Below are 12,250 nucleotides of genomic sequence, written 5' to 3'. Positions count from 1 at the left end.
AAAAGAGGGACGGACCTTCGAAATGGTTTTCGAGGTCCGTCCCTCTTTTTGTCTTTTTTCACAACTATAGTTGGACAAAATTTTTCTAAATACGACCGTTAATACCATTTTTATACATTAATAATTTGTTGATTTTTAATTTTATATGTCGATAGTCCTTACATTTTCTTTGATGAATATAGGTACATACAATCATATTAACAATATTTCGTAATACTAAATAACTAATGCTTTCTGAATATATTTACTTTTCAGAATAGTAGAGTATATTTTAATTAGTGTAAATATTTAGTACATATTTAAAGGGGGAAACGCGTTTGAAATCTCGTAAAGTATTATCGATGGCCATGGTTGCGGCTCTGAGTGTAGGGGCATTTGCTGTACCTGCATCAGCTGCAACGGTAGGGCCTGAGAATGTGTTAGCAAAGCCAACGGTGAAATATGATCATAAGCATGGAGGAGCTTTCGATTTAGGTATTGCGAATGATGATCGCCTGATCGAGATGCTGAAGAAAGAAGGAAAAATCAAGAAGAACGCTACTGCTGCAGAAGCACAAAAGGGATTGCAAAAATTCCTGGAAGCCAAAGCAGAATCCGCTGAGAAACAAGCAGATGAAGGTGAAGGCGACCTTCACAGTGAAGAAGCAAAAACGAAAGATAAACTTCAAAAAGCCATGAAAGACAATGGGGTTAAAAACGGTAAAGGAAATAAACTTGGTCATGCCAAGAAGAACTCTCCGGATCCGGTAAAAGAAGAGGCGTATGATGGTGAAAAACGTACCGATGAAGTATTGGTACTTCTTGTAGACTATCCGGACAAGCCTCATAATTCCATGACAGCTGATGAAACGGATATGTATTATGAAGGGGACGATGCCTATTCACGCGAGCATTACCAAGATATGCTATTCGGAACAGGCGGTTGGAAAGGTCCCGATGGCAAGACATATGTTTCAATGAAGCAATACTATGAGCAGCAATCTGGTGGAAGTTATTCAGTTGACGGAAACGTTGCAGGCTGGTACACAGCAAGCAAACCGGCAGCTGCATATGGCGGAAATGATCCTCAGCCGGACGGAAGCGACGTCAATGCACGCGGCCTGATCAAGGAAGCACTTGCTCAAGCAGCAGCTGACCCGGACGTAAATCTTGCTGACTATGACAAATGGGATCGATATGACCTTGATGGTGACGGAAACTACTTAGAGCCGGACGGACTTGTTGACCACCTGATGGTTATACATTCTGGTGTCGGTGAAGAAGCTGGTGGGGGATCATTGGGATCTGACGCTATCTGGTCTCACCGCTGGAACCTTGGTGGAATCTTCCCGATTGCGGGATCTCCTACTCCTGAAGTTGATTACTGGGGTGAAGGAACCATGTATGCATACGACTACACAATTGAACCTGAAGACGGTGCAGTCGGTGTTATGGCCCATGAATTCGGACATGATTTAGGCCTTCCAGATGAATACGATACCCAATACACTGGAACAGGTGAACCGGTGAGCTATTGGTCCATCATGGCAAGCGGAAGCTGGGCAGGGGATATCCCGGGTACAATGCCTTCAGGATTCAGTCCTTATATGAAAGAAATGCTCCAGGCTTCTGCTGTAGTGGACAATGAAGGAACTGAAGGGAACTGGCAATCTGGCGAAGAAATCGATGCAGCAGATGTTACCCGCAAAGGTGAAGAATATCTATTGGATGAAGCAGCAACAAAGGGGACAAATAACGATGTTGTGAAAGTGAATCTTCCTGCCAAAGAGGTACAAGGAATCCTGCCTGAGTTTGGTGAAAAGTACTACTACAGTACAAAAGGTGACGACCTTAATACATCACTGGTTTCTCCTGAATTTGACTTAACGAATGCAACAAACGCTACATTCAGCTTCAAAACGTTATATGATGTCGAGTACGATTACGATTTCCTTCACGTTACGGCTACAACGGACAGCGGTGAGGAAGTTGAATTGGACACAATCGGTGACGACGATACGGATGGAGATACTCGTGCTGAATCAACTAAAGGTGAATGGGTTGATAAGTCATACGATTTAAGCCAATTTGCAGGACAAAAAGTAACCCTTACATTCAATTACGTTACAGATGGCGGCCTGGCTCTTGATGGTTTCGCTTTGGATAACGCCACGTTAACAGTCGATGGAAATGTTGTGTTTGAAGATGGTGCTGAAGGCGAGCCTCAATTTGAAACAAAAGGCTTCGAAGTATCAAACGGAATTTCTTATAAAGAGCATTATTACCTGCTTGAATGGCGCAGTCACAACGGTGTAGATGAAGGTCTTGCCAACATCCGCCGCGGTGCAAGCTTAATGCAATTCGATGATGGTTTGGTTGTATGGTATGTAGATAAATCATACAGCGATAACTGGACAGGTAATCATCCAGGAGACGGTTTCGTCGGGGTTGTCGATGCTGACCAAAAAACAAACTACTGGAGCGACGGATCTGTAGGATCTACACGCTACCAGGTTCACGATGCAGCATTCAGCCTGGACAAATCAGAAAAAATGTTCCTTGATTACACTGAATTACTTGGACTGACGATGAAAGACAACCATACTAAACGTAATCCACTATTCGACGATAGTAAAGACTACAGCAATAAAGGTATGGTAGACGCTGGGCGTAACGTACCTAACTACGGATTGAAATTCCGTGTAATCGGTCAAAGCTCTGACAAATCAGTCGGTAAAGTGTTAATCTACAAAAAATAAGCATACAAAGGGTGACAGCCATTCCGGCCGTCACCCTTTAAGCATGTTAGTGGACATTTTTTTCATCAGAATTGATAATAATACACACATCAATTAAAGGAGATGTCCATTTTGAAGCTAAGTGTCTTAGATCAGTCACCGATTGCCGAAGGAATGAGCCCTCAAGAGGCTTTGAATAATACAGTGAAATTAGCACAACATACAGAGAAATTAGGGTTTGAACGGTTCTGGGTATCAGAGCATCATGATTCCACGAGCCTTGCCGGTTCATCACCGGAAGTATTGATTGCGCATCTTGCACAAAATACGTCAAGAATCCGGGTAGGTTCCGGCGGCGTCATGCTCCCCCATTATTCTTCATACAAAGTAGCCGAAAATTTCCGATTGCTTGAAGGATTGAATCCGAATCGAATCGATTTGGGATTGGGAAGGGCGCCTGGTGGGATGCCGATGGCGACGATGGCCCTACATGACGGGAAACCGAGAGATGTGAATCGGTATCCGGAACAAATAGATGACTTGCTAGGCTATTTGACGGATTCCCTGCCTGATGCCCATCCGTACCAGGGACTCACGGCAGCCCCGATGATCAAAACCATGCCGGAAGTCTGGATGCTCGGTTCAAGTCCATCCAGTGCCATGCTTGCGGCACAGAAAGGACTGCCTTATACATTTGCCCAGTTCATCAATGGAGAAGGCGGACCGCAATACACCCAAGCCTACCGAAATAACTTTGTTCCTTCTGAATACCTGAAAGAACCGAAGAACATCGTTGCCGTATTTGCCATCTGTGCCGAAACGGATGAAGAAGCGGAAAGAGTCGCATCCAGCATTGATTTATCCATCCTGATGATCGAGCAGGGCATGCGCTCAAACGGAACCCCAAGCCCCGAGAAAGCGGCGGCATATCAGTACACGCCATTCGAAGAAATGCGGGTACGTGAAAATCGCAAACGTATGGTCGTGGGAGGTCCGAAGAAAGTGAGAGAAAAGCTACTCGCACTAAGCGAGCAGTACCAAACCGATGAAATCATGCTCGTGAGCATCACATATGACTTCAACGATAAGCTCAAGTCATTCGAACTGATCGCGAACGAATTATTATAAAAAAGTAGGGACGGACCTCCGAGGGGAGGTCCGTCCCTATTTTCATCTCTTCTCCAACGCCACGATAAACGGCGGGTTATTGAGTTGGTTCATGAATTGGTACCTGAGGACATGAACGTAGTTTTGATCCAGTCGTTCAACGTAGCGAAGGATGTAATCCCGTTCCACTGCGCCTTCAGGGTGTCCGTGATAAATCACCAGAACAAGGATTCCTTCAGGGGCCATCATTTCAAGGATTTGATTTAAGGCGAGTATCGTCGTTTTCGGACGGGTGACGATATCCTTGTCACCGCCCGGTAAGTATCCAAGATTAAAGACTGCACCCGTCACTTTCCCGTGATGCAATGGAGGGATGACGTTCATGACAGTTTCATGTCCCTGGTGAAAAAGGGTCACCCGATGGGCCAAATCATGGGTGTTGAGCTGTTCCCTGGTGTTTTCGATGGCTTCTTCTTGAATATCAAACCCATATACACGTCCGTTTTCTCCAACCAAGCGAGCAAGGAACAGGGTATCATGCCCATTCCCAAGGGTTGCGTCTATGGTGATATCTCCCGGCTTGACAGCCCGTTCCAGAAGCTGTCTTGCAAAAGGTAAGATTCGATCTAATTTCATGCTTTCACATCCACTTTGTAAAATTTCCCCTGCCAGCTGTCCCGGCGCTTCAGTTCATCGTCAATGGCGTTCAGTACGCTCCATTTATTCACACTCCACATAGGTCCGATCATCAAGTCGATAGGTCCGTCCCCGGTAATGCGGTGGACGATCATTTCAGGGGGGATCACTTCCAGTTGATCGCAGACGAGTTTGACGTAGTTGTCGAAGTCCATAAATTCCACTAGTCCTTTTTCGTATTGCTTGACCATTGGAGTACCTTTTAATAAATGTAGGAGGTGTATCTTGATTCCTTGAACGTCTAATTTCGCTACTTCACGTGCTGTTTCCATCATCATTTCCTTATTTTCCTTAGGAAGACCGTTAATAATATGGGAACATACACGAATTCCATGCTTTCGCAATTTATTGACGCCATCAATATAACACTGGTAATCATGAGCTCTGTTGATCAGCCCAGCCGTTTTTTCATGAACGGTTTGAAGTCCCAGCTCCACCCATAAATACGTTCTTTCATTTAATTCAGCCAAGTATTCAACGACGTCGTCCGGAAGGCAATCGGGGCGAGTGGCGATGGAGATCCCTACGACATCTTCTTGTTTAAGAACAGACTCATATTTTTCCCTGAGCACTTCTACGGGTGCATGAGTGTTCGTGAATGCCTGGAAATACGCCATATATTTTCCGTCTTTCCACTTCTTATGCATTTTTTCTTTGATGTCATTGAATTGCTTTTCTAATGGATCGACCCTGCTTCCGGCGAAGTCCCCGGAGCCTGCAGCACTGCAAAACGTGCAGCCTCCGTGAGCAACCGTGCCATCTCTGTTCGGGCAATCAAAGCCGCCGTCTAAAGCAACCTTAAACACTTTATGACCAAAATGATTCCTCAAATGGTAATTCCACGTATGATATCGTTTTGAATCTGTGGCATATGGAAATGGGTTTGTCACGACGACAAACACCTCCTATATTTCAATGTGTAAAATCGTATGTATTCAGGACGTTCAAAAAGATTTTATCATGAACAAGGGGTCAAATGTATCCTGCAGTGAGAAATAGGCGAAGATTACCACTTTTGAAACAGGCAATCAAGCTCAAACTAAGATGGAGAAGAGTAAGGATAGGACCTTCCTCTTCTTGATTCCATATGTCAGGGAGGTAGTCGAAATGGCAACAAGAAATTCAATGGATGAATGCATTCAAAAGTGTGAAGATGCCATTCGTTACGCTCAAGAACAATATAAATCAGGGTCGCAGCAGGAGCATTATCATGATGTGGAGTACACTCAAGCCATGCAGCAGCTTGAAGAGGCAGTGAACGACGTAGCTCACATGGCGAACAGCGCCAACTCCCAACAGCGTGAGCAATTGCATCGCATGCGACTGCAGCTACAGACTCTTCAAAATGAGATGATCTTGTTAGATCATGATCCGAATGTCGTAGGAGGTAAATTACATTGAGTACACGTTCTGATCAAAACAACCCTGAACAAAAGACCCGGAGTGATTTCCGTAAGCTGGATACTGAATTCGGCGCAGAAAACAATCCGGTGAAAGAAGCAAAAAAACGTTACGAAAAACAGGGTCAGCCTGTTAAATCCAATCATCATAACGGGAAATAACCTTTACAAGCCAGGTGCTCATCTTGAGTGCCTGGTTATTTTTATGAATCTAAGAAATAATTCTTGCCCCCTAACCCCAAAAGGAGTAAAATCCTTTTGGGACTCGAAATAAAAGGATGGAAAGGGGGCAAAAATATGCCCAAATCATTATGGTTGCTTGTCATAGGAATGATGGTAAATGTGACGGGTGCCTCTTTCTTATGGCCGCTTAATACCATTTACCTTCATGAGAACTTAGGAAAGTCACTGTCCGTGGCAGGTATCGTGCTGATGCTGAATGCAGGCGCGAGTGTCATCGGTAATCTGATCGGAGGAAGCTTATTCGATCGTTTTGGTGGTTATCGTTCTATCCTTACAGGAATATCGATTACATTATCGGCCCTGATCGGTATGAATATCTGGCATGGTTTTACTTTCTATGTTGTTTTCTTGACGATTGTTGGATTTGGCTCAGGAATCGTATTTCCTTCCATGTATGCCATGGCAGGTTCTGTTTGGCCGGAAGGAGGGAGGAAGGCATTCAATTCTGTCTATGTCGCTCAAAACATTGGAGTGGCTGTTGGAGCAGCATTGGGTGGATTCGTTGCCTCGTTTTCCTTTAACTATATATTCCTGGCTAATCTCAGTATGTATATCGTATTTTTCTTCATTGCGTTGTTTGGGTATCGGAATATCTCGGTTGCAGGTCATCAAACATCCGTATTGAATGAATCAAAGGTGATTAAGGATAAATCAAAATTGAAAGCCCTGCTGTTTATATGCGTGGCTTATCTATTATGTTGGATGGGGTATGTTCAATGGCAGTCCACCATTGCGACCTATACTCAGGAAATCAATATTTCTTTAAAACAATACAGCTTATTGTGGACCATCAATGGAGCACTGATCGTTCTTGCCCAGCCGCTATTATCAAAAGCGATCAAGCGTTTTGAAAACAATTTAAAGCTTCAAATCATGATCGGAACCATTATCTTCATGATCTCGTTCGGCGTTGCGTCGATTTCAGATCAATTTCAATGGTTTGCGGTTGCCATGATCATTTTGACCATCGGTGAAATGCTTATCTGGCCGGCGGTTCCGACCATCGCGAACTCACTGGCTCCCAAGGGCAGAGAAGGGTTTTATCAGGGGATAGTCAACAGCACGGCAACGGGTGGAAGAATGATCGGACCGTTCATAGGAGGAGTGCTGGTGGATCTTTTCAGCATGCAGGTGCTGTTTATGACACTCATTGGGTTCTTCGTCGTATCATTATTGATCACCAGTCAATATGACAGACCTTTGAGAAAGAAAGGTGCTGTACCCGTTTCGGTTCAACAATAAAGAAACCCCCGGTGAGGAATCACCGGGGGTTTCTCCATATAAAAAGGGCTCCCATTTCCTATGGAAGCCCACTTGCAAAAAATTGAGGCGGATAATCAGCAAACGCCACATCGTTTGTTGTCACAAGGACGTGATCACCGACTTACACAATTCAGCTCATCGCTTTAATAGAATAGCACAGGACTTAAAAGAAAACAAGCCAATTGTTATAAATAATCATTATCTTCATAATGAATGGTTTAAAAAAAGTAAGGATAGCTGTTTCTGAGAAGTATTGCTAAAGAGAAATAGGAATGAATTACCTTTCACTTAATAGGACGCAGAACAGGATTGAATCATTTCTTCAGCCAGTACTTCATCAACGGTCCACTATCTCCAAACACTGGATCTGAAGATGGAAGGGGAACGTTTTTGATTTCAATGAGCACGCTCGGCCGTTCGCGCATGGAACCTTTTTTCAAATTATAGTCATCTCCGTTGGGATAGGCGCCGGCTACTTTAAAGTCAGAGCTTGCACTCAATTTCTTATGTCCTGTTCCCGCTGGCAGGATCATCACATCGCCTTGATGGACCGTCACTTCTTCTCCAAGCTCCCCGCCTAATTGGACGGTTGCTTCACCCTGCATGACACCCAATGCTTCATGGGCGTTACTATGGTAATGATGATAATCATAAATGCCGTTCGTCCAGCTATTCAGCCATAGATTTCGATTAAATAACCTTTCAGCTTCACTTCCCTGATCCAGGGCGTTCCGATAGATGAGTACAGGCAGGTCCGGATTATTCGGGATGATTCCATCGTCTTCGAAATAAAATAGTTTCAATTCTGCGATTTTCATCCTTTCATTCCTCCATTCATTGTTAAGAAGATTCCCTAATACTGCCGGCATTAAACCGATTATGAACTGGTAATTGAAATTATTGGCAGAAGTGATTTCTTTTCATAAAGGTATGGAATGAATGTGCTAATATGAAAGTATATGTTCTCTAGTAAACACGGGAGGCAATGCAAAATGAGCAGCTTATTGAAAAAAGTATCGGTAGAAATGATTGAAATCATTCTTGAGAACGCTTTCGAATGGTTAGTCGTTGTTGATAATGAAGGAATCATCATTTACATAAATGATAATTATTGTCGCTTCCTCGAGGTGGAACGGGATAAAGCGATTGGTGCACATGTGACGAACGTGATTGAAAACACAAGAATGCATCTGGTTGCAGGCAGTGGAAAAGAAGAAGTAGCCGATCTTCAATACATTAAGGGAAATTATATGATAGCGAATCGCATCCCCATTTCTGTCGATGGCAAGGTGATCGGGGCATTCGGGTCCGTCATTTTCCGGGACACAAGTGAATGGATGCAAATGAGTTCACATGTAAAGAATATGATGTCGAAGATTCAAAGTTACATACAGGATATCAATACCGGGGTGAAATACTCACTGAATGATATTATCGGAGAATCTCCCGGAATGAATGAATTGAAAGACAAAGCCCAAATGATCGCTCCAAGTGACATTTCAATCCTCATTCGGGGCGAAAGTGGAACGGGAAAAGAACTGTTCGCTCACAGCATACACCAGCTGAGTGAAAGAAGCGGCCAGCCATTCATTAAAGTGAACTGCGCGGCGATTCCGGAACATCTTCTGGAATCAGAACTTTTTGGTTACGAAGAAGGTGCATTCACAGGGGCTAAAAAGGGTGGGAAAAAAGGGAAGTTCCAGCTTGCCCACAAAGGGACTCTGTTTCTTGATGAAATCGGGGACATGCCCCTCAATATGCAGGCTAAGCTGCTCAGAGTGTTGCAGGAAGGGGAAGTCGAGTCCGTCGGTTCAACACGCATCCAGCATGTGGATGTACGGATCATTGCCGCCACAAACCGTCCCCTTGAAAAAATGATGGAAGAAAAGCGATTTCGAAGTGATTTGTATTACCGTATTAACGTCGTCCCTTTTCAAATCCCTCCCCTCCGTGAACGGAAAGAAGATATAGAAACCCTGGCTTCTTTTTTCCTGGAGAAATCCACAAAATCTTCAGGAAAACGAATTCAAGGGTTTGAAAACGAAGTGATGCAGATTTTTCTTTCCTACAGTTGGCCGGGGAATTTACGTGAATTGGAGAATGTCATCAACGCATCGACGTATCTGTCCAACGGAAATGAGATTTCCCTCACATCGCTTCCTTCATATATGAAAGCTGGTAATGTATATGGTGTAGGCTCCAAAACGTTAAAGGAGATCCTCGAAGAAACAGAGAAATCGGTTTTGACTCAGAGTCTGCAGACCCATCAACACGATAAGAGAAAGGCAGCCGAGTCCCTGGGAATAAGTAAATCAAGCATCTATGAAAAGTTAAATAAATATGAGTTGCTGTAAGGTTATTTAACAGTCCGGAAATGTGGAAAGTAGTCCAGAATTCTGGACTGTTTTTCTTTGAGAGGAATTATGAACGTTTCGTGTCTAAAATCATCCGTCTGTCCAGAATCTCGGAATATCATGGTGAAAAAGGCTGACTGAGCAGTAATCTGAAAGTTGGCACAACTTTTGCATGTATGATGAATGAACGTAAAATTTTTGAAAGGGGAACAACCAGATAAAATGTAAGCGTCATCATCTTCAGAGAACAAAGGGGGAATTATCATGTTAAGCATGATCGGTCTTATTGGAGGACTCATTTTATTGATCTTTTTAACGATGAGGGGCATGAACATCCTGATTGTTGGTCCCATATCGGCATTATTCGTCGCCGTTTTAAGCGGCATGCCTCTCTTCCCGCAATTAGCCGGTGAAGGGGAAGCGGATCTCGTCACGAACTATATGTCAGGATTCACAAGCTTTGTTGCTGCCTGGTATCTGATGTTCTTATTGGGTGCTGTATTCGGGAAGGTAATGGAAGACAGCGGTGCAGCAGATAGTGTATCCCGTTTTGTAGTTGAAAAACTAGGGATGAAATACGCTGTGTTCGCCATCGTGCTTGCTTGTGCGGTGTTGACTTACGGGGGAGTCAGTCTCTTCGTAGTAGCATTCTCTGTATATCCAATGGCTGTCAGCTTATTTAAGCAAGCCGATTTGCCGCGTCGCTTTATCCCGGCGGCACTAGCTTTCGGTTCCGTCACGTTTACAATGACCTCGGCCGGTTCACCGGAGATCCAAAACTGGATACCGATTGAATACTTAGGAACAACACCCTATGCAGGCTGGGAAGTCAGCTTAATCGTAGCCGTGTTCATGGCTGTGTTCGGTTACTGGTGGTTAAAGCGAATGATCACCAAAGCGGTGAACAAAGGAGAAAAATTCCGTTCACGTGAAGAGGATCCGGTCATTGATGAAGGAAGACCGTTACCCAATCCTTTCATGGGCTTGATTCCATTATTAGTTGTACTCATTCTGGCTTTTTCATTCCACGATTCTTTAAAGCAATCGGCTCTGATCATTGCCCTTTTAGGTGGAGTGATTTCAGCCTATGTGTTAAACCGTAAATATTTTAAAGGCTTCTGGGGTGCTGTTTCTGAAGGGACTGTCGGTGCCTTGATCGCCATCGGTAACACTGCGGCAGTTGTCGGATTCGGTGGAGTGGCGAAAGCTGTTCCAGCCTTTACGACAGCCGTTGACGTCATGACGAATATCCCGGGATCTCCATTAATAGGAGGCGCGATCGCCGTCAGTGTGATTGCAGGTATGACCGGTTCCGCATCGGGTGGTCAGGCAATTGCACTGCCGATTCTTGCCCCGCACTATGTAGATATGGGTGTGAATCCTGAAGCCCTTCACCGGGTAGTCGCGATTTCTTCCGGAGCGCTCGATTCACTGCCGCATAATGGATATGTGGTAACGACGATTCGTTCAATCTGTAATGAAACCCATGGTGAAGCGTATGGAGCTGTCGGTGCGTTGACCGTCATCGTACCGCTACTCGGATTGGCATTGGCAATTCTATTATTCACCTTGGGAGTGGGGATTTAAGAAAGGAGTCATCATGGTAGAAAATAAAGTGGTGTTCATAACAGGGGCAGCTCAGGGAATCGGCTACCAAATCGGCAGGGAATTTGCCGCAGGAGGAGCAAAGGTCGTATTAACCGATCTGAAGGAAGATACCGTTCAAGAAGCAGCAGATGCCCTGAATGCAGAAGGATTTGAAGTTCTTGGTTTGCGATGTGACGTAACCTCCGAAACGGAACTAAAAAACAGTATCGCCAAAGCAGTGGATCACTACGGAAAGATAGACGTATTGATTAACAACGCCGGGCTCCAACATGTATCACATATTGAAGAATTTCCGACTGAAAAGTTTGAGCTGCTTGTAAAAGTCATGCTGACCGCTCCGTTTATTGCGATCAAACATGCTCTCCCGCATATGAAAGAACAAGGATGGGGACGGATCATCAATATGGCGTCCATCAATGGGTTAGTCGGCTTCTCCGGGAAAGCGGCCTATAATTCTGCGAAGCATGGAGTCATTGGACTGACGAAAGTCGCAGCACTGGAAGCGGCAGAGCACGGCATCACCGTGAATGCGGTGTGTCCGGGCTATGTGGATACGCCATTAGTACGGAATCAACTGGCGGATCTAGCGAAGACTCGAAATGTACCTTTTGAGAAAGTGATTGAAGAAGTCATCTATCCTCTCGTCCCGCAGCGAAGATTGTTGGATGTGAAAGAGATTGCTGACTATACCATGTTCCTGTGCAGTGATGCAGCGAAAGGAATAACGGGTCAGGCCGTCGTACTGGACGGAGGGTATACGGTTCAATAGATTGGGGGACGGCCTTTTAGGGGGCCGTTTCTTTTTTTGTGGGGGATTGATAGGATGTATGGACCAGGGTGCTGTATATTTGGTGTAAAATGG

At 44.6% G+C, this 12,250-nt stretch carries 11 protein-coding genes; 8 read left to right on the top strand and 3 right to left on the bottom strand.

Going from position 1 to position 12,250, the window contains the following annotated elements:
• Positions 1–317 precede the first annotated feature (317 nt).
• Together KYJ26_RS23510 and KYJ26_RS23505 are read left to right on the top strand one after the other, a co-directional pair.
• Positions 318–2,738: an immune inhibitor A domain-containing protein gene (locus tag KYJ26_RS23510; protein ID WP_374939792.1), complete on the top strand. Its 2,421-nt coding sequence runs from the start codon at positions 318–320 to the stop codon at positions 2,736–2,738.
• Positions 2,739–2,840: 102 nt separating this feature from the next.
• Positions 2,841–3,845: an LLM class flavin-dependent oxidoreductase gene (locus KYJ26_RS23505; RefSeq protein ID WP_219170525.1), complete on the top strand. Its 1,005-nt coding sequence runs from the start codon at positions 2,841–2,843 to the stop codon at positions 3,843–3,845.
• Positions 3,846–3,887: 42 nt separating this feature from the next.
• On the opposite strand, the gene mnmM is transcribed toward KYJ26_RS23505, so the two are convergent.
• Together mnmM and mnmL are read right to left on the bottom strand one after the other, a co-directional pair.
• Positions 3,888–4,460, bottom strand: a complete 573-nt coding sequence (mnmM, locus tag KYJ26_RS23500) for a tRNA 5-(aminomethyl)-2-thiouridylate-methyltransferase MnmM (protein WP_219170524.1) — start codon at positions 4,458–4,460, stop codon at positions 3,888–3,890.
• Positions 4,457–5,410 carry a tRNA modification radical SAM protein MnmL/YtqA gene (gene mnmL / locus KYJ26_RS23495; protein WP_374939791.1) on the bottom strand — a complete coding sequence of 318 codons (954 nt, stop codon included), beginning with the start codon at positions 5,408–5,410 and terminating at the stop codon, positions 4,457–4,459. Before mnmL ends, mnmM begins: the two co-directional genes overlap by 4 nt.
• A gap of 217 nt (positions 5,411–5,627) precedes the next feature.
• Between mnmL and KYJ26_RS23490 the strand changes: the two genes are divergently transcribed.
• The 3 genes from KYJ26_RS23490 to KYJ26_RS23480 all read left to right on the top strand — a co-directional run bounded on the left by KYJ26_RS23490 (position 5,628) and on the right by KYJ26_RS23480 (position 7,405).
• Positions 5,628–5,921 (top strand): YtzC family protein, encoded by a 294-nt coding sequence (locus KYJ26_RS23490; protein WP_219170521.1) that lies wholly within the window; start codon positions 5,628–5,630, stop codon positions 5,919–5,921.
• A complete protein-coding gene (locus tag KYJ26_RS23485) occupies positions 5,918–6,082 on the top strand; it encodes a hypothetical protein (RefSeq protein ID WP_060672924.1) in 165 nt (54 codons plus the stop codon). Before KYJ26_RS23490 ends, KYJ26_RS23485 begins: the two co-directional genes overlap by 4 nt.
• Positions 6,083–6,217: 135 nt before the next feature.
• A complete protein-coding gene (locus KYJ26_RS23480) occupies positions 6,218–7,405 on the top strand; it encodes an MDR family MFS transporter (protein WP_219170519.1) in 1,188 nt (395 codons plus the stop codon).
• Positions 7,406–7,740: 335 nt separating this feature from the next.
• On the opposite strand, the gene KYJ26_RS23475 is transcribed toward KYJ26_RS23480, so the two are convergent.
• A complete protein-coding gene (locus KYJ26_RS23475; protein ID WP_219170517.1) occupies positions 7,741–8,244 on the bottom strand; it encodes a cupin domain-containing protein in 504 nt (167 codons plus the stop codon).
• Positions 8,245–8,418: 174 nt separating this feature from the next.
• Here KYJ26_RS23475 and KYJ26_RS23470 point away from each other — a divergent pair, with 174 nt between their 5' ends.
• From KYJ26_RS23470 to KYJ26_RS23460, 3 genes are all read left to right on the top strand, one after another.
• On the top strand, positions 8,419–9,780 hold the full coding sequence (locus KYJ26_RS23470) for a sigma-54 interaction domain-containing protein (protein WP_219170516.1): 1,362 nt from the start codon (positions 8,419–8,421) through the stop codon (positions 9,778–9,780).
• A 264-nt stretch (positions 9,781–10,044) separates the two neighbouring features.
• Entirely contained in the window at positions 10,045–11,367 is a 1,323-nt protein-coding gene (locus KYJ26_RS23465; protein WP_219170514.1) for a GntP family permease, read from the top strand.
• Positions 11,368–11,380: 13 nt separating this feature from the next.
• The gene (locus KYJ26_RS23460) at positions 11,381–12,157 is read left to right on the top strand and encodes a 3-hydroxybutyrate dehydrogenase (protein WP_219170512.1); all 777 of its coding nucleotides are present in this window, start codon (positions 11,381–11,383) and stop codon (positions 12,155–12,157) included.
• The last annotated feature ends 93 nt before the right edge of the window (positions 12,158–12,250 follow it).

It is taken from the genome of Rossellomorea orangium (genome assembly GCF_019334305.1).
In the GTDB taxonomy this organism is placed as follows: domain Bacteria; phylum Bacillota; class Bacilli; order Bacillales; family Bacillaceae_B; genus Rossellomorea.
Note: the sequence above shows the minus strand (reverse complement) of the source record. Positions and strands in the feature narration are given on the sequence as shown.

Bases quoted from the DNA above. Each gene is read 5' to 3' on its own strand.
- KYJ26_RS23465 (WP_219170514.1), top strand. From the start codon at position 10,045: ATGTTAAGCATGATCGGTCTTATTGGAGGACTCATTTTATTGATCTTT.
- KYJ26_RS23490 (WP_219170521.1), top strand. From the start codon at position 5,628: ATGGCAACAAGAAATTCAATGGATGAATGCATTCAAAAGTGTGAAGAT.
- KYJ26_RS23480 (WP_219170519.1), top strand. From the start codon at position 6,218: ATGCCCAAATCATTATGGTTGCTTGTCATAGGAATGATGGTAAATGTG.
- mnmM (WP_219170524.1), bottom strand. From the start codon at position 4,460: ATGAAATTAGATCGAATCTTACCTTTTGCAAGACAGCTTCTGGAACGG.
- KYJ26_RS23475 (WP_219170517.1), bottom strand. From the start codon at position 8,244: ATGAAAATCGCAGAATTGAAACTATTTTATTTCGAAGACGATGGAATC.
- KYJ26_RS23460 (WP_219170512.1), top strand. From the start codon at position 11,381: ATGGTAGAAAATAAAGTGGTGTTCATAACAGGGGCAGCTCAGGGAATC.
- KYJ26_RS23470 (WP_219170516.1), top strand. From the start codon at position 8,419: ATGAGCAGCTTATTGAAAAAAGTATCGGTAGAAATGATTGAAATCATT.
- KYJ26_RS23505 (WP_219170525.1), top strand. From the start codon at position 2,841: ATGTCCATTTTGAAGCTAAGTGTCTTAGATCAGTCACCGATTGCCGAA.